Genomic DNA, 24,049 nt, shown 5'->3' with positions numbered 1-24,049 from the left:
TTTCTCTATGCGGTAACCGCGGAAGTCTTTGACTTCGATGAAGCAAGGCTCGCCGAGATAGAGGCCGAAGAAATCGACTGCTTTGGTCTCCTGAAACCTTTGCAATCCGCCGACATACGCGTCGTGATTGCCCCATTTCAGGACCTTCCAGTCGCCGTCGAAGGCGAACCGGAGCTTGCCCTCGTCATGAACGAAGCTCACGCCGCGGAGCCCTCCTGGCCGGGAGCCTCGTCGAAGAGCTTGCGCTCGAAATCATAGTGGCGCGAGAACTCGTCGAGGATCGGGTTGGTCAGCGGCTCGGCCATCGTATCGCCGGCATCGACGAGCGCCGGCCCGTGCGGCTCCTTCCGGTAGAACGCGAAGAACCGGATCGGCACGTCGGGCTGCTTCCTGTACTCGGAGAGGAGTGAAAGCTTGTGAGAGAGCAGGTAATCGTGCGTCGTCACGAAGATCTGCACGCCGCGCTTGCCGAGCTCGAGGAGGATGTCGACGACCAGCGAGACGAGCTGCGGGTTCAGGTTCGCCTCGGGCTCATCCCAGAAGAGGATGCCGTTCGTCGTCAGCGAGCCGTTCGAGACCATGTGGGCGAGGCACGCGATCTTGCGCAGCCCTTCGGCGACGAGGTGCGCCTCCATGCTCCCGTCCTTGCGCAGCAGATAGAAGCGGCCGCCCTGGAGCGAGACCTTGCCGCCCAGCGCGGCCTCGATCGGCTCGATCAGCGCCTTCGCCTCCTCGGAGCGGGGTCCGCGCAGCGCGGCCTGGCTGAGCGCGATGCAGGCGTCGTAGTACGTCTCATCGAACCTCCCAGCCGACGCTCACGCCCTCAGGTCGACCTCCACCGCCTCGAACTGCTCCAGGGCAGCGCGCAGGTCCTCCACGACGTTCCCCGGCGATGACGTCCGGCGCTGCGACCTGGGCACCGGGCCCCTCGCGCCGAGCCGAAGGTGGCAAGGAGCCGAAGCTCGGTCCGATGAACGGCGCAGGGCGGTCCCGAGATCGCGATCGCGGCTCCCAGGAGCCGCCGAGGGGGTCTCGAGACCGGCCGAGGGGGTCTGATCACCCGCCGAGGGGGGTCTCGAGACCTGCCGAGGGGGATCTCGACAGCCGCCAAGCGGGTCTCGAGACCCGCCGCAGCGGTCTGGAGACCCGCGCGACCCCCGCCGCGCCCTCTCGAGACCCGCCGCGGCGGTCTTCAGACCCGCAGTCGCGACGAGCAGACCCGTGCGCGCGCTCACCGGCCCCTGCCGTGGGCTCGGCAGCGCCACCATCCTGCTCCCGGGAGCCCGAGCGCCGCTCCGCTCCCTGAAGAACACCGCGCCCACCCCCGCCGGTCGCTGGCGCAAGCCACCAGCGCGCGCCGACAGAGCGCCGGCCCGAAACCACAGCGCGCGAGACCGCGACAGCGCTCCACCGAGAGCAGGTAACGAGGACCCCCACGCAGCCTCCCCACCCCCGAAACTCCGGCCCTCTCGGCCGACTCGACCTCTCCCCGCCCCAGCCCCCCTCCAAATCCCAGCTCTCCCCTGTGATAGCCTCGGAGAGCGCATGGCCCCCTACCGATCGTCCCGCGAGGACCGCGCCGCGCCGAAGGCGCCGCCCCCCGGCCCCGTGGCCGACATGGTGCAGCAGTTCGCCGACCCGTACGCCTTCCTCCGCGAGCTCGTGCAGAACGGCATGGACGCCGGCGCGCGGAAGATCGCCGTGCGCGTCGAGACGCTGCCCGGCGCCTGCGCCACCTCGGTCACCGACGACGGCAGCGGCATGCGCCGCGAGGACATCGAGGGACCGCTCCTCACCCTCTTCAGCTCGTCCAAGGAAGGCGACCCCAGCAAGATCGGCAAATACGGCGTCGGCTTCGTCTCCGTGTTCGCCATCCAGCCAGAGCAGGTCGACGTGGAGACGTGGCGCGACGGCCAGGCCTGGCTCCTCCGCCTGAACAGCGACACGAGCTACGAGCTCGAGGACGCCGGACCCCGCCAGGGCAGCGGCACCCGCGTGACCCTGATCCAGCGGCTCAGCCGGGAGGCGTTCGTGGAGCACGCGCGGCGCGCGCGCGCGGCGCTCCGCCGCTGGTGCCGCCACGCCGAGTGCGAGATCGCCCTCAGCATCGCCGACCACGAAGGGAACGCGCGCGCCAGCGTCGAGCGCATCGACGCCCCGCTCTCCGTCGCAGCCCCCGTGTCCGTGACCGCCGTCGAGGAGGACACCACCTTCGTGGTCGGCCCCTCCGCCGGCGCCCAGCACCTCCCAGCCCCGACCGGCGGCGAGCCCGCCGCGGAGCAGGGCCAGAGCTTCGCCGGCTTCTACAACCGCGGCCTCACCCTGTTCGAGACCGCAGACGAGCTCTTCGGCGGGCTGTCGGGCGTGCGGTTCAAGGTGATGAGCCCCCACCTCCAGCACACCCTGAGCCGCGACAACGTGCGCCGCGACGACGCCTTCTGGGAGGCGCTCGCCCGCGTGCGCGATCTCGTCAAAGGGCCGCTCCGCCGCAAGCTCGCCGCCCGCCTCCCCAAGGCCGCGGCGAGGGCCGCCGCCAGCGAGGGCGCCGCCGCCACCTACGCGGCCATGCTCGAGGCGGCGCTGTCGCCGCCGACCGCGCTCGATCCCGACGAGATCCCGTTCCCGCTCGCGAGCCCCGTCGCCGGCGACCGGGCGCGCGCCGGCCTGCGGGCGCTCGCGCCAGGGCGCGAGCCGCTGCTCGTCGCCGATCGGGCCGACGCGCTGACCGAGGCCATGGCGCAGGGCGGCCTGCCCGTCGTGCTGTGCAACCACCCCGCCACCGTCGCGCTGCTCAAGCGGTGCTTCCCGGCGGCGCGCATCGAGCACGCGCGCGCGGCCTACCTGCTCGTGCACGAGGCGCCCGAGAGCGCCCGCGCGGCCGACGCGCCGCTGCTCCAGGTGGTCGAAGGCGCGCTCGCCCGCGCCCGGCACGGGGTCGCCCGCGTGAGCCTCTGCCAGATCCAGGGCGCCCTCCGCGAGCGCGGCGCGATCCTCCTGCCCGCCCGCGAGCGCGGCGGGCCCGAGCGGAGCTGCCACGCCGCGCGCGACGTGGTGCGGCGCGCCGCGCGCTTCCGGCCAGGGCACGCCCTCTACCTCAACGTCGACAGCGACACCGTGGCGCTCGCCCGCAGGCGCGCCGCCGTCGACCCCGTGACCGCCGGCAACCTGCTCGCCCGCGCGCTGCTCGTCGAGGCCAAGGGGCCGCTCGATCCGGACGACAGCGACCGGCTCCTCGACCTCGCCGCGAGCCCGCCGCCGCCCGCGCGCGCGCCGAGGGGGCTGCCGCGGTGAGCCGGGTCGTCGCCCGCGGCGCCATCCGCGTCGATGCCCGCCGCGCCGTCCAGAAGCTCCGGGAGCACCTGCTCGTCGACCTGGACCTCTACCTGCTCGAGCTCGTCCGCGCCGCCGCGGCCGGCGGCGCGACGCGGATCGACCTCGAGTACGACGCCGACGACGTCGCCGTGACCTTCGACGGAGCGCCGCCCGACGCGCCCGTCCTCACGCGCCTGCTCGACCACGTGCTCAACGCCGCGCCCGACGCGCCGTCCCGGAGGCTCCGGCTGCTCGCGCTCGGCGTGAACGCGGCGCTCGGGCTGCGCCCCGCGCGCGTCGACCTGATCACGACCGGCCGCGGGCCGTCCGGCGAGGCCTCCGGGGCGACCTGCACGCGCGTGCGCTTCACGCCCGCCCTGCTCGAGCCGCCCGCCGACCCGCTCGCGCCGGCCGCCGCCCCCGCGTGCGACGAGGTGCCGAGGCCGCCCGGGATGCCCGCGGCCGGGCTGCGCGTCGAGGTGCGGCGGCGGCTCGGATGGTCGGTGCTGCGCCGGGCGATCACCGGCGACACCCCGCCGGAGCTCGCCCACCTGGCCGCGGCCACCGTCGACTTCCCGATCCCGATCACCCTCGCCGGCGAGCCGCTCCGCCGCGCCCTCCCGGGCAGCCAGCCCGCGGCGCTCGTGCGCGTGCCCTTCCACGTGCACGGCGCGCGCCGCGCCGCGCTCGAGATCGTCGCGCCCCGCGACCCCGCGGCCGCGCCGGCCGCCGCCACGCCCCTGCCCGCGCCGCCCTCGTCGCCGCTCTCCAGCGCCCTCCCTCCCCTCCCCGCGCTCCCGCCCCTCCCGCCCCTCTCCGGCCTCCCGGCCGTCGACTACCTCGAGCACGGCGTGCGGCTCGTCCGCGAGCGCTTCCACTTCGAGCCGCGGTTCCCCTCGGCGCCCTACCAGGGCGTCGAGCTCCCGGTCCGCCTCGTCGTCGACGCGGACGAGCTGCCCACCAACGCCTCGCGCTCGGCGCTGCGCGAGGACGCGCCCCTCTGCGCGCGCCTCCGCGAGGCGGCGAGCGGCGCGCTGCTCGACGCGCTCGCGGCGCTCACCGCCCTCGCCCGCGGCGAGGGCACGATCCCCGAGGGAGCGGTCGTCCTCGACGACGACCGCGGCCGGATCGAGGACGCGCTCGCGGCCTTCGCGTGCGTCGCGACCGGGGCGGCGCGCGCGGGCGGGAGGCTGCCCCCGGAGGCGCAGGCCGCGCGCGAGCTCCCGCTGCTCCGCGACGGGCACGGGCGGCCGGTGTCGCTCGCGGCGCTCGACGCGCGCGACGCGACGACCCTGTTCCTCCATCGCGGCGACGCGAGGCTCCCGGAGGAGCTCTCCCCCTGGGCCAGCGACGTGATCTGGAGCCGCGGGGCGCTCGTCGAGCGCGCGCTCGCCGGGCTCCCGCTCGCCGACACGGAGGCGATGCTCGAGCAGGCGAAGCTCGGCGCCGGGCGCCGCAGGGCGTTCCTCCTGCACGCGACCGGCGAGCCCGTGGTGCCGCCGTCGCCCGAGCACGCCTTCCGCGCCGCCTTCCACGTGGACGAGGGGCCGCTCGACGGGCTGCGCGGCGAGCTCGCCGTCTTCGCCGACGGCGGCGAGGCCCCGCGCGGCGCCGAGGTCCGGGTGTTCGTCGACGGGCGGCACCTCGAGACCGTGGCGCTCGAGCCCGCCGCCGTCCCCCTGCCCGTGGAGATCGCGCTCGCGTGGGAGGGGCGCGTGCGGCCGCGGTTCGGGTACGACGGCGTGGAGCGCGACGCGCGCTTCTTCCGCGCGGTCCGCCACGCGCTCGGGGTCGCGCTCGCCGCGGCCGACGCCGAGGCGCGGCGGCTCTTCGGGCCGAGGGCCGCGCACCAGGGCGCGCCGCCGCCCGAGCGCGAGCTCGCTCGCCTCCGGGGCCCGCTGCGCGCCGCGATCGGCGCGCTGTTCTGCGCCCCTCCGCGCCTCGGCGCGCCCGGCGGCAGGCAGGGGCGGCGCGGCGCGGCGGGGCGGCGCGGCGGCGACGACCTCGCGCCGTCGCGCTTCGGCGGGCTCCTGGAGGCGCGGCTCTGGCCGCTGCACGGGTCGAGCCGGCTCATGAGCCTCAAGGGCCTGGCCGCGTTCGCGCGGGCGGCGGGCGGCCTCTGCACCGCGCCGCCCGAGGCGCGGGGGCGCGCGGCCGACCGGCGGCCCGTGCTCGCCGCCTCGCAGCGCGAGCTCGACTGGATCGCCGCCGCGATCCCGGGGTGCGAGCTCGTCCCCTACGCGCCGGGGCTCTTCGGCGAGGACGAGCTCGCGGCGCGCGGCCCGGCGCGGCGGCGCGCGCTCGCGGCGTCGCTGGAGAAGCTCGCGCCGAAGGGCGCCGCGGGCGCGCCGGTCCTCGAGGTCGCCGGCGCCGGCTTCCTCGCCCTCGCCGCGCCGGGCGACGCGATGGTCGAGGTGTGGCACCACGCGTCGCAGCCGCTCGCCACCCTGAAGGCCGCGCCGCTCATCGGCCCCGCCCACGTCGCGATCGACGACGACGCGGCGGTGCCGAACCGGGCGTGGAACGGGGTCGTGTCGCCCCGCAACGACGCCGCGGTCCACGAGGTCGAGCGCGCGCTCTGCGAGGCGATCGTCGCCGCGCTCGAGGGCGACGCGGCGGCGCGCGCGCGGCTCGGGCTGCGGGACGATCCGCTCCGCCACGGCGGCAGGCCGGACGCGCGCCTCGCCGCCTACCTCCTCGACAGCGCGCGGGCGCTCGCGGAGCGAGCCCGGAGCACGCCGGCCGAGGCGGGCCCCGGCGGGCTCGCGGCGCGCATCCGGCGCCTGCCGCTGCTCGCGATGCTCGACCCGCGCGGCCAGGAGGTCGCGTGCTCGCTCGAGGCCCTCGACCGGACGCACCCGCCGCCGGCGCCGATCCCGGTGCTCGACGAGGCGCCCGGCTTCGAGACGCTCGCCTGGCATCCCCTCGTCGTCCGCGACCCGCGCGAGCGCGCCGCGCTCCTGCGGTGGGCCGGCGGCCGCGTCCTCCCGGCGGCCGGCGCGGTGCCGGCGCGGCGGCTCCGCGCCGCCGTCGAGCAGAACCGCCGCACGCACGCCGAGGGGACGCAAGCGACGCAGGCGACGCAAGAGGAGCGCGGGGCGGGCGGCGGCGCGGGTGCGGCGCCGCCCGCGCCGCTCGCGCTGCAGGGCGCGCCGTCGCACCCGCGCCTCCGGGTGAGCCCCGCGGCGCTCGGCGTGCGCGATCTCGAGGGCGAGGTCGAGATCGTCGAGGGGCCGGCGTCGGACGCCCGCCTCGTCGGCCCGGGCGGCGAGGAGCGGCGCGTCGAGGTGGACCTGCCGATCCCGCTGCGCATCGTGGCGCGCGCCTCCGCCGCGGACCCGCCGAGGGACGAGGTGCACGCGCTGCTGACGCGCCTCGCGAAGGGCGCGGGCCGCTACCTGATCTCGCTCGCGCCCCACTTCGACGAGCTGCCGCCGTTCGTCCGGAGCCACACGCGCCGCGCGGTCCTGCGGACGCTCGCCCAGGGCAAGCGCGTTGTCGCGGGCGCCGCGAGCGCGCCGCTGTTCCCCGACATCGAGGGGACCCTCTGGTCGCTCGACGAGCTCCGGCTCAACCCGCGCGCCACGTGGCTGTGCACCTCGACGCCGCCTCCCTACCCGCAGCAGCGCTACGAGCGGCCGGTGCTCGCGCTGAGCACGCCCGAGCGGCTGCAGCTCGCGACGGCGGTGCTCGTCAAGGACATCACCGACGTCGTGGCGCGCGATCGCGCGACCGAGGAGCGCCTCGCGGCGCCGCCGCTCGCCGTCGTCGGCCTCGACGACGCCGCGCGCGCGGCGTGCTTCGCCACCTTCCCCTTCGCCCAGCAGGAGGGCGCGCCGCCGGCGCACGGCGAGATCGGCCTGCTCGCCCCGGAGCACGCCGGCGCGGCCGGGATCGCGGTGCACGTCGGGCGCCGCCCGCTCTGCGCGATCGAGGCCGGCGACGGGTGGCCGCTGTGCGCGGCCGTCGACGACGACGCGATCGAGCCGAACCGCGCCTTCGACGGGCTCAAGGCGAGCGCGGACGCGGCGAGGCTCCGGCAGGCGGTGCGCGACGCCGCCGCGCGGTGGCTGCGCGGCCGGCTCGCGCCGCCCGGGGACGCGCTCGCGACGCGGTGGATCGACGTCGCCACGGGCGGGCCCCGGCCGCTGTTCGTGACCGGCGCGCTCTGGCTGCCGGCGCGGTGGCCCCGCGCGCCGCGGGTGCTCGTCGGCGCGCCGTCCGCGGCGATCTTCGACGAGGGCCGCGGCGACGGCGAGGGCTTCACGCCGCGCGCGCTGCTCGCCGGGGCGGGCGCCGGCGGCGTGATCGGGCTCGCGCCGGTCGAGGGGATGCTCCTCGTGGGGCCGCTCCACGCGGCGCCGTGGGACGCGGTCGCGGAGCTCGCGATGGCGGCGGCGGCCTCGATGGCGGCCGAGCTCTCGGACGCGGCGGCCGCCGCGCCGTACCTGTGGAACCTGCACCTGCTCGGCCGCCTCTCCGGCGGCAGGCTCGCCGCGCGGACCGCCGGCGGGGAGGCCGTCGGCCCGGCGGAGGTCCGCGCGGAGCTCGCGGCGCGCGGCTGCCTGTGGATCACCGATCGCCGCGGGAGCGCGGACGGCGATTTCCCGGAGGGGACGCCGGCGTTCGTGCTGCTCGACGACGGCTCGCCGCTCGTCGAGGTGCTGCGCCACCGGGCCGCTCCGGGCGCGCTGCGCGAGCTCGGCGCGCCCGCGGCGCCGCCGGCGTCGGCCGGCGCCGGCGCGGCGGAGGTCGGGGTCGCCGCCGGGGTCGTCGCTTTCGCGGCGAACGCCGAGGCGCCCGCGAGCTCCCGCGCCGGGCGCGCCGCCGCGGGCGCGCCCGGCGGCGATGCGGCCCCGGTCGCCGGAGCGCCGCCGAGCTCCCGCGGCGCGCCCGGCGGCGACGCGGCCGCGGTCACCGAAGCGCCGCCGAGCTCCCGCGGCGCGCCCGGCGCGCGCGCCGTCGCGGGCGCATCCAGCGCCGAGGCCGCCGCGGGCGCGCCCGACTCGAGCCGCGCGCGCGCGTGGGTCGGCGCGCTGTGGCGCAGCGTGCGCGGCCTCATCGGCGGCGAGGCGGCGGCGCTGCCCGGCGCCTCGCCCGAGCGGCGCGGCGCGGCGGCCGAGAGCCCGCTCGCGGCCGCGCTCGGCGAGACCATCGCCAGGATGGGCCTCGCGGGGTCCCCGGTCCGCGCCGTCGTCGAGAGCCGCTCCGGGAGGCCGGTCCGTTACGACGCGAGCCGGTGCCACATCGTCGTCAACACCGAGCACGAGGCGCTCGCGTGGCTGCGCGGGCGCGGCGCGCCGGACCCGGCGGCCGTCGCGCTGCTGGCGGCGGCCGCCGTCGGCGAGGTGAACCGCGCGCTCAAATCGGTCACCGACGCGGAGGAGCGCCGGGCGCTCGAGCACCTGCTGCGCTGGATGGGGTAGGCAGCGCGCGTCGCCGCCGGTAGCGCGCGCCGCCGCCGGGACGCGAGGCCGGCGCCGGCGCGGCAGAGCCCGCCCCGCGCCTCCGCCGCACGTTGCCCGCGCGCCGCCGGGACGCAAAGCTCTCTCCGTGGACACCGTCTTCACCATCGGCCACGGCACCCGCAGCCTGGAGGAGCTCATCGAGCTGCTCGGCGAGGGGCCGGCCGACACGCTCGTCGACGTCCGGAGGTTCCCGGGATCCAGCCGCTCGCCGCACCTCGGCCGCCCCGCGCTGGCCGAGGCGCTGCCGCCGCTCGGGGTGACCTACGTCTTCCGCGGCGACACGCTGGGCGGCCGGCGGACCGGGCGGGACGGCTCGCCCCACGTCGCCTGGGAGAACCCGAGCTTCCGGGCCTACGCCGACCACATGGAGACGGCCGAGTTCCAGCGCGCGCTCGCCGAGGTGGAGGCGGAAGCCCGGGCCGGGCGGCGCATGGCCGTCATGTGCGCCGAGACGCTCTGGTGGCGCTGCCACCGCCGCCTCATCGCCGACGCCCTCGTCGCGCGCGGCCTCGCGGTCGTCCACCTGCTCGGCCCCGGCTCGCGGGCCGCGCACGCGCTGAACCCCGCGGCGCGGATCGACCGCTCCGGCCGCCTCGTCTACGACGTCGGCGCCCAGCGCGCGCTGCCGCTCGGCGGCGCCGGCGCCGGGCGCGCCCCCGCGCCGGCGCGGCCCGCGCGCCCGCGCCGCGCGCGGTGATCCGCGGGTCGCGCCGCGCCGCCGGGTGCATCCGCCCCGGGTCTTGTGCTCCACTGCGCCCATGACTGCGGGCGCCGCGGCGCGGATGACGGAGAAAATTGCCACGGTGCTCGCCGGCCGCGAGCCGAGCCTGCCTGCCCGCGCCGGCGAGGCGCTCGCGCGCTGGCTCGAGCTCGTCCAGGGGTGGAACGCGAAGGTCGATCTGACGGCCGCGCGGAGCGCCGACGAGCTCGCCGACCTGATGCTCGCCGACGCGCGGCTCCTCTCGGAGCACGTCCCCGAGGGGCGGCGCGTCGTCGACGTCGGCACCGGGGCCGGCGCGCCCGGGCTGCCGCTCGCGCTGCTGCGGCCGGATCTGGACGTGACCCTGGTCGAGCCCCTGCAAAAGCGCGTCGCCTTCCTGCGGACGGCGATAGGCACGCTGGTGCAGGAAGGCGAGCTCAAGAAGGCACCGCGGGTCGAGCGCGCGCGCGGCGAGGACCTCGTGCGGGCAGGGAGGTCGTTCGAGGTGGCGATCTCCCGCGCGACGCTCGCGCCGGACGCGTGGCTGCCCCTCGGCGCGGCGCTCACCGCGCGCGAGCCGGCGGAGCGGCGCGAGATCTGGGTCCTGCTCGCCCGCGACGAGCCGCCGGCGCACGCCGGCTGGGCGCCCGCGATCGATCTCCGGTATCGCTGGCCGCTCACCGGCGCCGAGCGACGGGCAGTGCGGTATCTGCCAGAAGCCACCAAGAATGCCTGATCGCCCGGTCGGGCGCCCCCTGAGAAAATCGGCAGTCGCGCCGATTGCGGTGCTGCCAGCGGCTCCACCCCGGAGCGTCGTCCGCTTTTGCGGAGGCTCCATTTCGCGAGCTTCGCGGTTCCCAGGTATGGCGGAGCCTCACCGATTCCGTTACTGTCCGGAAACCACATGCAGGCGCCCGACCTGGGCAGCGCCTCTTGGCTCCGGAGACAGGCATGAAAATCCAACGCATTTCGGCGGTTTTGCTCACCGCGGTCGCCACCTCGGCAGGATTCATCGGTTGTGGCTCTGACGATCCGGACGATGGCGCTGGCGGGACCGGGGCCTCGGGCTCGGCCTCGTCCACGTCCTCGTCGACCACGGGCGCCGTCGCCGTGAGCACCAGCAGCGGCGGCCCGGATCTCGCGAAGTTCCTCGGCGCCGCGTGCGAAGCGGACGCCGACTGCGGGCCGGACGGCATCTGCTTTTTGGAGTCGGCCAGCGACTTCTTCGGCGGCGGCCCTGCGGGCGGGTACTGCACGAAGTCGTGCGGCGGAGACGACGATTGCGAGGGGGAAGGCAGCGTGTGCATCGGCGACCTCTGCCTGCTGGGCTGCGTTCCGGGGGATCCCCCGTTCACGGACGGCGACCCGAGCGTCGATCCGGACAAGTGCCAGGGGCGCGAGGAGCTGCGGTGTGAGAGCTTCCAGGATGCGACGGTCTGCCTGCCGGGCTGCGGCTCGGACGTCCAGTGCACCGACCGCGTGTGCGACCCCCGCGGGAGCGTCTGCGTCGACGAGGCGAACGAGGGGCTGCCCAACGGCACCCAGTGCGCGCTGGACGAGGACGGCAACGATCCCTGCGCCGGGTGGTGCGTCGGCATCACCGAAGAAGTCGCCATGTGCGCCGAGCTCTGCGGGCTCAATGGCGATCCCGACCTCGACTGCGGGGGTCCGCAGAAGGGCCTCTGCGCTTACCCGCTCGATCGGGACGGCGGTCCGGGCGACATCGGGCTCTGCGTCAATGCGTGCAAGGCCCACAGCGACTGCTTCCTGCCGCTCTTCTCGTGCGTGAACCTGGGCACGGCCGAAGCCGCCATGGGCTTCTGCCTCTTCGGGCCGGCCGAGTGCGAGGACGTCGGGGAAGAGTGCGAAGATGGGACCGTCTGCAGCGAGACGCCCGACGGCCTCTTCTGCCTCGATCCGGCCTTCCCGCTGGACGACGCCGGCACGGGCGGCGGCGGCGGCGGCGGCGGTGGCGCCGGCGGCGACGGCGGCGGTGGTGCTGCCGCCGGCACGGGCGGCGGCGGCGGTGAGGGCGGCGCCGGCGCGACGAGCGGCACCGGCGGCGAGGGCGGCACTGGGGCCACCGGCGGCACCGGCGGCGCGGGCGGCACTGGGGCCACCGGCGGCACCGGCGGCGCGGGCGGCACGGGCGCCACTGGCGGCACCGGCGGCGCGGGCGGCACGGGCGCTGCTGGCGGCGCGGGCGGCACGGGCGCTGCTGGCGGCGCGGGCGGTGCTGGCGGCGCCTGATCGCCAGGTCCCCCGGACACGGGCCTCTCCCCCCATCGGGCGCCGCGGACAACGCGGATGAGGCCCTCCGGTCCACACGCTTTCTCCAGCTCTCGAACTCCCCTCCTCTCGTCGCGTCACCCTCTCTGCACCATCAAGGTTGAGCGCCGGGCTCGAACAGGAGGGGAAGACGGGAAGAACGCCCGCGACGCTCTCCCCTCCTCTCCTTCCACCTCCATTTCTCCGCGCGGATCGGCGCCCTCGCGAGCCCGTCCGTTCGGGGGCTCCAGCGTTGTTGGAGCGCTCGGGCCGTTCGGCCTGTGACGTACCCGCGAGCGTCAAGCCCGCGGCCGACGAGGGAGAGCGCGCGCGACGCGGTTTCCCGCGCAGATCGCGCCTCTCGGCGCGAGCACCACGAGGCGCGCCGTCCCACGCGGGGCAGTTCGCCACACGAGACGACCGGCGTGGCGCGCCGGCCGCGCGTCGACGCTTGCCGTCCGTCGACGCTCGCCGCGCCGGCACCCCGTTTGCTCATGCGCCATGCGGCCAGGAGGACCGCATGAACAAGCTCGCTCTTTTCACTTCGGCCGCCGCCATGGCGGTCGCGACAATGGGATTCACCGAAGCCGCGCACGCTCAGGAAAGGACGCGCGACACGGTCACCATCACCGATTCCGTGCCGAACCGCGGGCTCATCTGGAGCGGCGTCGCCGTGCTCGGCACCACCTACGGGATCTCGACCGTCGTCGCGACGTTCAGCGACAAGCCCGCGGACCGCGCGCTGTGGGTGCCCATCGCGGGGCCCTGGATCGATCTCGGGACCCGCGGCAAGTGCAGCGGCGATCGGGCGTGCAACACCGAGGCGACCAACAAGGTGCTGCTCGTGGCCGACGGGCTCGGTCAGGCCATCGGCGCGCTGCAGATCCTGAGCGGCTTCATCTTCCCGGCGAAGCGCACGGTGACCGAGGTCGGGAGCGTGCAGATCATTCCCATGGGCAAGGGGCTCGCCGCCAGGACGGTGTTCTGAGCCCAGATGCCCAGATGGGACGTCGTGAGCCCGCCCCGGCCCCGCCGCGGGCCCGGGGCCTACCCGGCGACAGGCGGCGCGCTCGCCCGGAGCGACAGGCCGCGAACGAGCGTCGCGAGCGTGCGCAGCACCGGGGTGTCGATCCCCGCCCGGCGCCCGCGATCGACCACGGCGCCCTGGAGGATGTCGACCTCGGTCGCGCGGCCGGCGCGCACGTCCTGCAGCATCGACGGCTCGGTGAGCGGGAACTCCGAGCGCGTGAGCGCGATCATCGCGTCCGCCGTCGCCTCGGAGATGTCCGCCCCCTCCGCCCGCGCGACCGCGATCACCTCGAGCATCCCCGCCCGGAGGAGGTCCTCCATGCGCTCCACGACCACCCCGGCGCGCTGGCCGGTCAGCGCGCAGATCGCGTTGAAGGGGGCGTTCCAGACCATCTTCTCCCAGAGCATCGCGCGGTAGTCCGAGCCCCGGCGGACGGGGATGCCGGCGCGCTCGAGCAGCGCGGCGGTCGCCTCGACCCGCGCCTCCTGCCCCGGACGGTACGGCGCGAGGCCGGCGCGCGTCGGCGCGAGCGTCTCGATCTCGCCAGGGCCGCTGAGGCCCGAGGACATGTACGCGATGGAGGCCAGCACCCGCGAGGCGCCGACCTCGCGCGCGACCGCGTCCTCCGAGTCGAGCCCGTTCAGCAGGGGCAGAGCGAGGCCGTCCGCCGCGAGCAGCCCGGGGAGCTTCGCGCTCACGTCGCCGAGCGACGGCCACTTCACGGCGACGAGCGCGAGATCGAACGACCCGCGCAGCCCGTCGAGCGGGGCCACGCGGAGCGGCGGCGTGCGCACCTCGCCGGCCGGCGTGCGGAGGACGAGCCCGCGCGACCGCATCGCCTCGGCGTGCGCGCCCCGCGCGACGAAGGTGACGTCTTGCCCCGCGAGGGCGAGCCTGGCCCCGAAATAACCGCCCACCGCGCCCGCGCCGACAACGAGGATCCGCATCGGCGGCGACCATAGCACGCTCGGACCGAGCGCAGAGGACCGACAGGTGGCGATCAGCGCGGATTGCGGATATGCATGAGCCCAGATGCAAAGGCCGGACGTCCCCACCACGGCTCACGCCGGCGGCAGCATGACCGAAGGCGGCGAGCCGAGCGCGACGCTGGAAGCCGAGCAGATCCAGCTCTTGCTCGACGCCCTGCCGGCGCTCATCTCCTATATCGATGACGAGGAGCGCTATCGCATCGTCAACCGGGCCTACGAGCGCTGGTTCGGCGAGGATCACGCCTCCCTCGCCGGCCGGCGCGTGCGCGAGGTGATCGGCGACTCCGCCTACGCCGCCGTGAAGCCGCGCATCGACGCCGTGCTCGCCGGGCAGCCGCAAGACTTCGAGTCGAGGCTCGTGTACCGCAAGAGCGGCAGGCGCCACGTCCGCATCCAGTACATCCCTCATTTCGGCGCGAGCGGCGAGGTGCAAGGCTTCTTCACGCTCGTCGCCGACATCAGCGAGCAGAAGCGCGCCGAGGAGGCGCGCCGCTTCCTGGCCGACGCGACCGCCCTGCTCGATCCGGTGCTCGACCGCGACACGAGCTACCGGCGCGTCGCGGAGCTCGCGGTCACCTCCGTGGCGGACTGGTGCGCCGTCCACACGATCGAGCCGGACGGCGCCCTGCGCGCCCGGGTGATCGCGCACGCGGACCCGGCCAAGGCAGAGCTCGTGTCCAGGCTGGCCGAGCGCAGCCGGATCCCGCCGGAGGCCGAGACGCCGCTGCACGAGGTGCTCCACGGCGGCCCCGGCCGGCTCCTGTCCGAGATCCCCGACAGCGTGTTCGCCGGCGTGGCGCGCGACGCCGAGCACTTCGCCGCCCTGCGCGCGCTCGGCTGCCGCTCGGCGGTGATCGTGCCGATCCGCGGCGAGGAGTGCGTCCTCGCGGCGCTCACGCTCGCGTCCGCCGAGTCGGGCCGCACCTACACCGCGGCCGATCTCGCCTTCGCCGAGGAGCTCGCGCAGTGCATCCAGGTGGCCCTGCAGCGCATGCGCCTCTACGACATGGCCCGCGCCGCCGAGGCCGAGGCGCGGCGGCGCTTCCTGGCCGAGCAGGAGGCGCGCCGGGCCGCCGAGCGCGCCGCGCAGCGCATGGCCGGCCTCCAGCGCATCACCGCGGCGCTCGCCGACGCGCTCACCTGCGAGACCGTCGCGGAGGTCGCCGTCGATCAGGGCGCCGCCTCCGCGGGCGCGTACGCCGGATCGATCGTAGTGACGGCGGGCGACGAGATCGAGTGCCTCAAGGCGGTCGGCTACGAGCCCGAGACCGTCGAGCGCTTCCGGAGGATGGCCGTCGCCGACGACCTCCCCCTCACCGAGCCCCTGCGGACCGGCGCGCCCGTCTGGCTGCGCACGCGCAAGGAGTGCGCCGCCCGGTACCCCGATTTCGCGGCCACCGCGCTGACCTCCACGACCGCCTCGCTCTGCTGCCTCCCGCTCCTCGTCCAGGAGCGGCCGATCGGCGCGCTCGGGCTGAGCTTCGCGGAGCCGCGCCCGTTCGATCACGAGGAGCAGGAGTTCCTGCTCGCGCTGTCGCGCCAGTGCGCGCAGGCCCTCGAGCGCGCCCGCCTGCACGAGGAGCGCGCCGCCATCATCGAGCGCGAGCGGCGCGTCGCCCTCGAGAACGCCCGGCTGTACCGCGAGGCCCACGAGGCGGACCGGCGCAAGGACGAGTTCATCGCGATGCTCTCGCACGAGCTCCGCAACCCGCTCGCGCCCATCACCACCGGCCTCGAGCTCCTGCGCATGAGCACGGGCGACCGCGGCGACCGCGACGACAGCCAGATCCTCGCGACCCTCGAGCGGCAGGTGAAGACGATCGTGCGGCTCGTCGACGACCTGCTCGACGTCTCCCGGATCACGCGCGGCAAGATCGAGCTGAAGCGGGAGCGGCTCGACGTCGGCGCCGTGGTCGAGACCGCGGTCGACTCCGTGCGCCCGCTCCTCGCGCAGCGCCGGCACGAGCTCGTCCTGTCGGTCGAGCCGGGCGTGCTCGTGCACGGCGACCGGGTGCGGATCGAGCAGATCGTCGTGAACCTGCTCACCAACGCCATCAAGTACACGAACCCGGGCGGCCGCGTGTCGCTCTCCTGCGCGGCGAGCGGCGGCGACGCGTGGATCCGGGTGACGGACACCGGCGTCGGCATCTCCGCCGAGCTCCTGCCGCGCGTCTTCGAGCCGTTCATGCAGGCGCGGCGCACGCTGGATCGCTCGCAGGGGGGCCTCGGGGTCGGGCTCACGCTCGTGAAGCGGCTGACCGAGCTGCACGGCGGGCGCGTCGAGGCCGTGAGCGCCGGCCCCGGCGAGGGCACCGCCATCAGCGTCTGGCTCCCGCTCGCGGGCGCGACGGCGGACAGCGCCGCGGCGCCCTCGACCGAGATCCCGCGCTCCGGGGCGGGCGCCCTCCGCGTCCTCCTCGTCGACGACAACGTCGACGCCGCCGAGGGCCTGCGGCGCATCCTCCAGCTCCACGGCCACACCGTCGCGATGGCGCACGACGGCCCGGCGGCGCTCGAGGCCGCGCGCGCCTCGAAGCCCGAGCTCGTCCTGCTCGACATCGGCCTGCCCGGGATGGACGGCTACGAGGTCGTCCGGCGCCTGCGCGCCGAGCCCGAGCTCCGGGGCTCCTACATCGCCGCCGTCTCCGGCTATGGCCAGGATCAGGACCGCCGCCGCTCGCGCGAGGCCGGCTTCGACGCGCACCTGACCAAGCCGGTCGCCACGGCGCAGCTGCTCGCCCTCGTCGCCGAGGCCGCCCCGCGCGGGTGACCGGCCCGCCGCCTTTCATAACTGCAATGCAGTCGCCCCGGCGGCGCGACACACGCACGAAACAAACTCCTCCTGATTCGCGAGAATCGCCCATTTCCCTTCATTCGCGCTGTGGAGATCGCCCTCGCACGGAGCCTTGTTGCGCTCGCCGGGCGCCGCGAAACGCGCAGGAAACAGAGGGAATGTCCGGGATCGAGCGCGCCATTGGACACACAATTTATTCCAGCGAAACAGTTGTGAAACAGAGCCCACAGTAGACAAGATCCTGTCCGAGACTACGGCCTGCGCCGCGCTCGGACGGCAGTGCGGCAGTGACGGTGAGGATGACTCACCGGGTCCAAAGGTGGGTTTGCATGAGCAAGAAGAAGGACCTCCTCGTCATCGGCAACGGCATGGTCGGGCACAAGCTCATCGAGAACATGGTCCTCGGTGGCTTCCTGCGCGAATGGAACATCACGACCTTCTGCGAGGAGCCTCGGCTCGCCTATGATCGGGTGAACCTGTCCGCCTTCTTCAGCGGCAAATCGGCCGACGACCTCTCGATGGTGAAGCCCGGCCTCTACGAGGAGGCGGGGATTCAGGTCCACCTGGGCGACAAGGCCGTATCGATCGACCGCCGCAAGAAGGCCGTGACCTCCGCGAAGGGGAAGACGGTCTATTACGACAAGCTCATCCTCGCCACCGGCTCGTACCCGTTCGTGCCGCCCATCAAGGGCAAGGACACGAAGGGCTGCTTCGTCTACCGCACGATCGAGGATCTCGAGGCCATGGCGGCCCACGCGAAGGGCGCCAAGGTCGGCACGGTCATCGGCGGCGGCCTGCTCGGGCTGGAGGCGGCCAACGCGCTCAAGAACATGGGGCTCGAGGTCCACGTCGTGGAGTTCGCCCCGCGCCTGATGGCCCTCCAGGTCGACGACGCCGGCGGGGCGATCCTCCGCCGGAAGATCGAGTCGCTCGGCGTCCACGTGCACACGAGCACCTCGACCACGGAGATCGTCGCGGAGCACGGCCGCGTGGCGCGGATGCTCTTCGCCGACCAGACCGATCTCGCGACCGACATGATCGTCTTCTCCGCCGGCATCCGGCCGCGGGACGAGCTCGCCAGGGCGTGCGACCTCGCGATCGGCAGCCGCGGCGGCGTGGTCATCAACGAGCGCTGTCAGACGTCCGATCCGGACATCTACGCGATCGGCGAGTGCGCGAGCTATCAAGGCCAGCTCTACGGCCTGGTGGCGCCCGGCTACCACATGGCCAAGGTCGCGGCCGACGCCCTCACCGGCGGGAAGGAGACCTTCGCCGGCTTCGACATGAGCACCAAGCTCAAGCTGATGGGCGTGGACGTCGCGAGCTTCGGCGACGCGTTCGCGGCGCAGCCGGGCGCGCGCGTGGTCAGCTTCATGAACGCGACGTCGAACGTCTACAAGAAGCTCGTCGTCAGCTCGGACGGCAAGCACCTGCTCGGCGGCATCCTGGTCGGCGACGCCTCGAACTACGGGCAGCTGCTCCAGCTCGTGCAGAACAAGATCGTCCTGCCGCCGAACCCCGAGGACCTCATCGTCACGGCGCGCGACGGCGCGAAGCCGGCCGGCTTCGGGGTCGAGGCGCTGCCCGACACCGCGACGATCTGCTCGTGCCTCAACGTCACGAAGAAGGCGATCTGCTCGGCCATCTGCGACGACAAGCACGTCACGCTCGCCGCCATCAAGGGGCACACCAAGGCGGGCACCGGCTGCGGCTCGTGCACCACGCTGATCACCGACATCCTGAAGAAGGAGCTCAAGAAGGCCGGCGTCGCGGTCACGAACTACATCTGCGAGCACTTCAACTACTCGCGGCAGGAGCTCTATCACCTCGTCCGGGTCCACGCGATCAAGACCTTCGACGACCTCATCGAGCGCCACGGCAAGGGCAAGGGGTGCGAGATCTGCAAGCCGGCGGTGGCCTCGATCCTCGCCTCGACGTGGAACGAGCACATCCTGAACAAGAAGCACCTCCCGCTCCAGGACACGAACGATCGCTTCATGGCCAACGTCCAGCGGGACGGCACCTACTCGGTGGTGCCGCGCGTGGCGGCCGGCGAGATCACGCCCGATCAGCTCATCGCCCTCGGGCAGGTCGCGAAGAAGTACAACCTGTACTCGAAGATCACGGGCGGCCAGCGCGTCGACCTGTTCGGGGCGCGGCTGGAGCAGCTGCCCGACATCTGGAGCGAGCTCATCGCCGCCGGCTTCGAGTCGGGGCACGCCTACGGCAAGGCGCTCCGCACGGTGAAGTCGTGCGTGGGCAGCACCTGGTGCCGCTACGGCGTGCAGGACTCGGTGGGCTTCGCGGTCGCGGTCGAGAACCGCTACAAGGGGCTGCGCAGCCCGCACAAGCTGAAGTCCGCGGTGTCCGGCTGCGCGCGCGAGTGCGCCGAGGCGCAGAGCAAGGACTTCGGGATCATCGCGACGGAGAAGGGCTACAACCTCTACCTCTGCGGCAACGGCGGGATGAAGCCGCAGCACGCCCAGCTCTTCGCCGCGGATCTCGACGAGGCGACGCTCATCAAGTACCTCGACCGGTTTTTGATGTTCTACATCCGCACGGCGGACCGGCTCCAGCGCACGGCCACGTGGTTCAACAACCTCGAGGGCGGCATGGATTACCTCCGCCAGGTCATCATCGACGACTCGCTCGGGATCTGCGAGGAGCTCGAGAAGGAGATGGCCCACCTCATCGCGACCTACGAGTGCGAGTGGAAGGCCGCGGTCTCCGATCCCGAGAAGCTCAAGCAGTTCCGCCCGTTCGTGAACGCCGGCGAGCCCGACCGGAGCATCGTCTTCGTCAGCGAGCGGGCGCAGCACCGCCCCGCGGCCTGGAAGGAAAAGTCGACGCTCGTCGAGGAGATGATCTGACCGCGGGCCGAGGGGCCTCTTCCGAGGGAAATCGCCATGAACGAGCTGCACATGTCGGAATCGCCTAGAAGCGAGGGCGCGGGCCAGGGTTGGGTCGAGGTCTGCGGGGTCGAGGACATCATCCCGAACACGGGGGTCTGCGCGCTCGTGGGGAAGCGCCAGGTCGCGGTGGTCCGGGTCGGCGAGGGCGAGGAGATCTACGCCATCAGCAACTTCGACCCGTTCAGCAAGGCGTTCGTCCTCTCCCGCGGGATCGTCGGCGACAAGGGGGGCGTGCCCAAGATCGCCTCGCCCATCTACAAGCAGAACTTCGACCTGCGCACCGGCCAGTGCCTCGACGACCCGACCGTGCGCATCCCCGTGTATCCCACCCGGATCCGGAACGGGCGCGTCGAGGTCCACAGCCCGGCGCAGCCGCCCGGCGCGGCGAGCTGACCGCGTGAGCGCTCGGTGCAGCGCCGCGCTCCGCTCCGCGACGGTCGCGTCGCTGCTTTCTTTGTGCCTCTTGGAGCTCTCCGGGCTGGGTTTCCGCGCCGGGTAGACAGGGAATCTCGATGAGCGTTGCAAAGGTGTCGGACACTCACTTTCGTTTGCCCATCGTCAACTCGCCGCCGAAGATCCAGGACAGCAACAAGAACCTGCTCCAGGCGCTCCTCGCCGACCAGCAGAAGCTCACGGCGGTCGAGCGGTTCTCCAAGCTGCACGAGGAGCACGCGCTCCCGGCCCAGTCCAAGTATTACCGCGACCTCATCCCGTTCGAGAAGCCGAAGCCCGGGCAGCAGTACGCCTTCGAGGTCGATCTGGACGCCTGCACCGCGTGCAAGGCGTGCGTCACCGCCTGCCACAGCCTGAACGGCCTCGACGAGGACGAGGTGTGGCGCTCGGTCGGGCTCCTCCACGGCGGCACGCCCCAGACGCCGGCGCAGCAGAGCGTGACCACGGCGTGCCACCACTGCCTGGACCCGGCGTGCATGTCGGGGTGTCCGGTCAAGGCCTACGAGAAGGACCCGGTCACCGGCATCGTCAAGCACCTCGATGATCAGTGCATCGGCTGCCAGTACTGCATCCTGATGTGCCCCTACGACGCTCCGAAGTTCAACGCGGAGCGGGGGATCGTGCGCAAGTGCGACATGTGCAGCGACCGGCTGGCCAACGACGAGGCCCCGGCGTGCGTGCAGTCGTGCCCGAACGGCGCCATCCGCATCACGGTGGTCGATCAGGCGCAGGCCGTGCAGGAGAGCCAGACCAACGTCTTTTTGCCGGGGGCGGCGGCGCCGGAGATCACGATCCCGACGACCAGCTACAAGACGAAGAAGTCGCTCCCGCGCAACATGCTCCCCGCGGACTTCTACCAGGTGAGCCGGGAGCACTCCCACCCTCCGCTCGTCGCGATGCTCGTGCTCACGCAGCTCTCGGTCGGCGCGTTCTGCGTGAGCCTCGCCCTGAACGAGCTCCTCGGCGCGCAGGCGACGCGGGGCTTCGGCGGCCACAGCGCCACCTTCGCGCTCGTCTTCGGGCTCGCCGCGCTGGGCGCGAGCCTCCTCCACCTGGGCCGCCCGCAGTTCGCGTTCCGGGCGTTCCTCGGGCTCAAGACGTCGTGGCTCAGCCGCGAGATCCTCGGCTTCTCGCTCTTCGCCGGCGCCGGGACGGCCTACGCCGCCTCGTTCTGGGTGCCCTCGATCCCGGCGCTCGCGCCGCTCTCGCCGCTCGGCCAGCTGCAGACGCCGCTGTCCTACGCGGTCGCGCTGAGCGGGATGCTCGGCGTGTTCTGCTCGGTGATGGTCTACGCGGCGACCCAGCGAGACCACTGGAGCGGCGGCCTCACGGGCTTCAAGTTCGCGAGCACGGCGGCCGTGCTCGGGAGCTCGACGGTCCTGATGGTGGCGCTGCTCCTCAGCGACGAGCACGCGGCGCTGCTCCTGACCGGCGGCTTCCGCGCGCTGAGCGGGTTCCTGTGCGTGGCGATGGGGCTCAAGCTGCTCGTGGAGCTCTCGATGTTCCGGCACCTCCGGAAGCGGAGCCACTCGACGCTCAAGCGGAGCGCGATCCTGATGGCGGGGGAGCTGAAGGGCGCGACGGGCTGGCGGTTCGCCTGCGGCGCGCTCGGCGGCATCGTCCTGCCGGCGCTCAGCCTCTTCTCGGCGCCGAACAGCGGCGTCAGCTCCGAGGTCCTGATGGCCATGGCGGTCGTGGCGTTCCTGTTCTGCCTCGCGGGCGAGTTCCTCGAGCGGTACCTCTTCTTCGCCGCCGCGCCCGCGTCCAAGATGCCTGGAGGGCTCTCCTGATGACCACCCCCGACGCCAAGAAGACGGAAGCGGAGCCCAAGAAGGCGGACAACCTGCTCCTCCAGCGCAACGGGCCGCTCACGCGCGAGCTCCTGCTCACCCCCGGCGAGTTCGGCCTCGGGCGGGTGCCCGCGCGGCTGAAGCCCGATCAGACGACCACGGTCGTGTGCGGCTTCTGCTCGACCGGGTGCGGGCTGAACGTCCACCTCAAGGACGGCGAGGCGATCAACCTCTCTCCGAACACCGACTATCCGGTCAACCTCGGGATGGCGTGCCCGAAGGGCTGGGAGGCGCTCACGCCGCTCCGGGCGAGCGACCGCGCCACCGCACCGCTCCTCAGGAACGCCCGCGGGAAGCTGGAGCGGGTGGAGTGGGACGTCGCGCTGCGCACGTTCGTCGACCGGTTCAAGGCGATCCAGGACGCGCACGGCAAGGAGTCGGTCGCCTTCATCAGCACGGGGCAGATCGTCACCGAGGAGATGGCCTTCCTCGGGGCGCTGGCGAAGTTCGGGATGGGCATGCTGCACGGGGACGGCAACACCCGGCAGTGCATGGCGACGGCGGTGGTCGCCTACAAGGAGTCGTTCGGGTTCGACGCGCCGCCCTACACGTACCGCGACTTCGAGGAGTCCGACGTCGTGGTGCTCGTCGGCTCGAACCTCTGCATCGCCCACCCGATCATGTGGGAGCGGCTGTGCAAGAACAAGAACCGTCCGGCGATCCTCGTCGTGGATCCGCGCAAGACCGAGACGGCGATGGCGGCGACGGCGCACTATGCGCTGAAGCCGAAGTCGGATCTGACGCTGTTCTACGGCATCGCGCACATCCTCATCCAGCGCGGGTGGATCGACAGGGAGTTCATCGACGCGCACACGGTCGAGTTCGAGCAGTTCAAGGCGCACGTCGAGGAGTTCACGCCGGCGCGGGTCGCCGCGGCGACGGGGATCGGCGAGGAGCAGCTCGCGACGTTCGCGGAGACGATCCACAGCGGGAAGCGGGTGTCGTTCTGGTGGACCATGGGCGTCAACCAGAGCCACGAGGGGGTGCGGGTCGCGCAGGCGCTCATCAACCTCGCGCTGATGACGGGGAACATCGGGCGGCCCGGGACCGGGGCGAACTCCATCACGGGCCAGTGCAACGCGATGGGCTCGCGGATGTTCAGCAACACGACGGCCCTGTTCGCCGGCCACGACTTCACGAAGGAGGAGCACCGGAAGAAGATCGCCGGGATCCTCGGCGTCCCGGAGGAGGTCATCCCGACCCGGAACAGCCTGGCGTACGATCAGATCATCGAAGGCATCCTGAAGGGGAAGATCAAGGGCCTCTGGATCATCGCGACGAACCCGGCCCACTCGTGGATCAACCAGGAGGATCTGCACGAGCTCCTCGGCCGCCTGGAGTTCCTCGTGGTGCAGGACATGTACGCCACGACCGAGACGGCGGAGCGCGCGCACCTCGTGCTGCCGGCGGCCTCGTGGGCCGAGAAGGAGGGCACGTTCATCAACTCGGAGCGGCGCATCGGCCTCGTGAAGAAGGTCGCGCGGGCGCCGGGGCAGGCGCTGGCCGACTTCCACATCTTCCAGCTCGTCGCGCAGTACTGGGGCTGCGGCGATCTGTTCAAGGAGTGGAAGAGCCCGGAGGCGGTCTTCCAGATCCTGAAGCGGCTCTCGAAGGGGCAGCCGTGCGACATCACGGGGATCGAGGACTACGCGATGATCGACGAGCGGGGCGGCATCCAGTGGCCGTACCCCGAGGGGGCGTCGTTCGAATCGAACGAGCGGCGGCTGTTCGAGGACGGCGCGTTCTACCGGCCGGACCAGAGGGCGAAGTTCGCGTTCCAGGCGCCGCGCCAGCTGCCCGAGCCGACCGACGAGCAGTATCCGTTCACGCTGCTCACCGGGCGAGGGAGCTCCAGCCAGTGGCACACGCAGACGCGGACCAAGAAGTCGGCGGTGCTGCAGCGGCTCTATCCGAAGGAGATCTACGCCGAGGTGAGCCCGGTCGACGCGAAGAAGCTCGGCGTCGAGATGAACGAGTGGGTGGTCATCGCGTCGCGCCGCGCGGAGATCAAGGCGCGGGCGTTCGTCACGAACTCGGTGCAGCCGGGGGAGATCTTCATCCCGATGCACTACGAGATCACGAACAAGCTGACGTTCCCGGCGTTCGACCAGTACTCGAGGCAGCCGTCGTACAAGGCGTGCGCGGTGAAGGTGCGTCGCGAGGAGGATCGCGGGTAGAGGGGTCTCGTGGATCTACCCGGCTCCCGTGGGGGGGAGCTCGTCGCGCGGGGCGGCCTGCCGAGGCGCCCCCGACGCGAGATCGGATCAGCGCGG

General features: G+C 73.5%; 13 protein-coding genes. 11 read left to right on the top strand and 2 right to left on the bottom strand.

The window, feature by feature from the left end; genetic code table 11:
- Nucleotides 1-197: 197 nt before the first annotated feature.
- Nucleotides 198-695, bottom strand: coding sequence for an AAA family ATPase (locus WME83_RS48955; RefSeq protein ID WP_437322132.1), 498 nt, complete (start codon nucleotides 693-695; stop codon nucleotides 198-200).
- Nucleotides 696-1,545: 850 nt separating this feature from the next.
- Between WME83_RS48955 and WME83_RS48950 the strand changes: the two genes are divergently transcribed.
- From WME83_RS48950 to WME83_RS48925, 6 genes are all read left to right on the top strand, one after another.
- Nucleotides 1,546-3,291, top strand: coding sequence for an ATP-binding protein (locus WME83_RS48950; protein WP_437316585.1), 1,746 nt, complete (start codon nucleotides 1,546-1,548; stop codon nucleotides 3,289-3,291).
- Nucleotides 3,288-8,738 carry a hypothetical protein gene (locus tag WME83_RS48945; protein WP_437316584.1) on the top strand — a complete coding sequence of 1,817 codons (5,451 nt, stop codon included), beginning with the start codon at nucleotides 3,288-3,290 and terminating at the stop codon, nucleotides 8,736-8,738. The genes WME83_RS48950 and WME83_RS48945 overlap by 4 nt, the downstream gene beginning before the upstream one ends.
- A gap of 127 nt (nucleotides 8,739-8,865) precedes the next feature.
- Nucleotides 8,866-9,477 (top strand): DUF488 domain-containing protein, encoded by a 612-nt coding sequence (locus tag WME83_RS48940; protein WP_437316583.1) that lies wholly within the window; start codon nucleotides 8,866-8,868, stop codon nucleotides 9,475-9,477.
- Between the two features lie 85 nt (nucleotides 9,478-9,562).
- Nucleotides 9,563-10,216 carry a 16S rRNA (guanine(527)-N(7))-methyltransferase RsmG gene (locus WME83_RS48935; protein ID WP_437316582.1) on the top strand — a complete coding sequence of 218 codons (654 nt, stop codon included), beginning with the start codon at nucleotides 9,563-9,565 and terminating at the stop codon, nucleotides 10,214-10,216.
- 374 nt (nucleotides 10,217-10,590) lie between these two features.
- A complete protein-coding gene (locus WME83_RS48930) occupies nucleotides 10,591-11,730 on the top strand; it encodes a hypothetical protein (protein WP_437316581.1) in 1,140 nt (379 codons plus the stop codon).
- 589 nt (nucleotides 11,731-12,319) lie between these two features.
- Nucleotides 12,320-12,736 carry a hypothetical protein gene (locus tag WME83_RS48925; protein WP_437316580.1) on the top strand — a complete coding sequence of 139 codons (417 nt, stop codon included), beginning with the start codon at nucleotides 12,320-12,322 and terminating at the stop codon, nucleotides 12,734-12,736.
- A 59-nt stretch (nucleotides 12,737-12,795) separates the two neighbouring features.
- Here the strand turns inward: WME83_RS48925 and WME83_RS48920 are convergent, their stop codons facing one another.
- A complete protein-coding gene (locus tag WME83_RS48920; RefSeq protein WP_437316579.1) occupies nucleotides 12,796-13,725 on the bottom strand; it encodes a ketopantoate reductase family protein in 930 nt (309 codons plus the stop codon).
- An 85-nt stretch (nucleotides 13,726-13,810) separates the two neighbouring features.
- Between WME83_RS48920 and WME83_RS48915 the strand changes: the two genes are divergently transcribed.
- From WME83_RS48915 to WME83_RS48895, 5 genes are all read left to right on the top strand, one after another.
- Nucleotides 13,811-16,537, top strand: a complete 2,727-nt coding sequence (locus WME83_RS48915) for an ATP-binding protein (RefSeq protein WP_437316578.1) — start codon at nucleotides 13,811-13,813, stop codon at nucleotides 16,535-16,537.
- Nucleotides 16,538-16,890: 353 nt separating this feature from the next.
- Nucleotides 16,891-19,431, top strand: a complete 2,541-nt coding sequence (gene nirB / locus WME83_RS48910; protein ID WP_437316577.1) for a nitrite reductase large subunit NirB — start codon at nucleotides 16,891-16,893, stop codon at nucleotides 19,429-19,431.
- Between the two features lie 51 nt (nucleotides 19,432-19,482).
- Nucleotides 19,483-19,866, top strand: coding sequence for a nitrite reductase small subunit NirD (nirD, locus tag WME83_RS48905; RefSeq protein ID WP_437316576.1), 384 nt, complete (start codon nucleotides 19,483-19,485; stop codon nucleotides 19,864-19,866).
- A 134-nt stretch (nucleotides 19,867-20,000) separates the two neighbouring features.
- The gene (locus tag WME83_RS48900; protein ID WP_437316575.1) at nucleotides 20,001-21,716 is read left to right on the top strand and encodes a DmsC/YnfH family molybdoenzyme membrane anchor subunit; all 1,716 of its coding nucleotides are present in this window, start codon (nucleotides 20,001-20,003) and stop codon (nucleotides 21,714-21,716) included.
- The gene (locus WME83_RS48895; RefSeq protein ID WP_437316574.1) at nucleotides 21,716-23,953 is read left to right on the top strand and encodes a molybdopterin oxidoreductase family protein; all 2,238 of its coding nucleotides are present in this window, start codon (nucleotides 21,716-21,718) and stop codon (nucleotides 23,951-23,953) included. Before WME83_RS48900 ends, WME83_RS48895 begins: the two co-directional genes overlap by 1 nt.
- The last annotated feature ends 96 nt before the right edge of the window (nucleotides 23,954-24,049 follow it).

Origin of the sequence: Sorangium sp. So ce385 (assembly GCF_051474135.1) — a bacterium.
Classification (GTDB): domain Bacteria; phylum Myxococcota_A; class Polyangia; order Polyangiales; family Polyangiaceae; genus Sorangium; species Sorangium cellulosum_D.
Note: the sequence above shows the minus strand (reverse complement) of the source record. Positions and strands in the feature narration are given on the sequence as shown.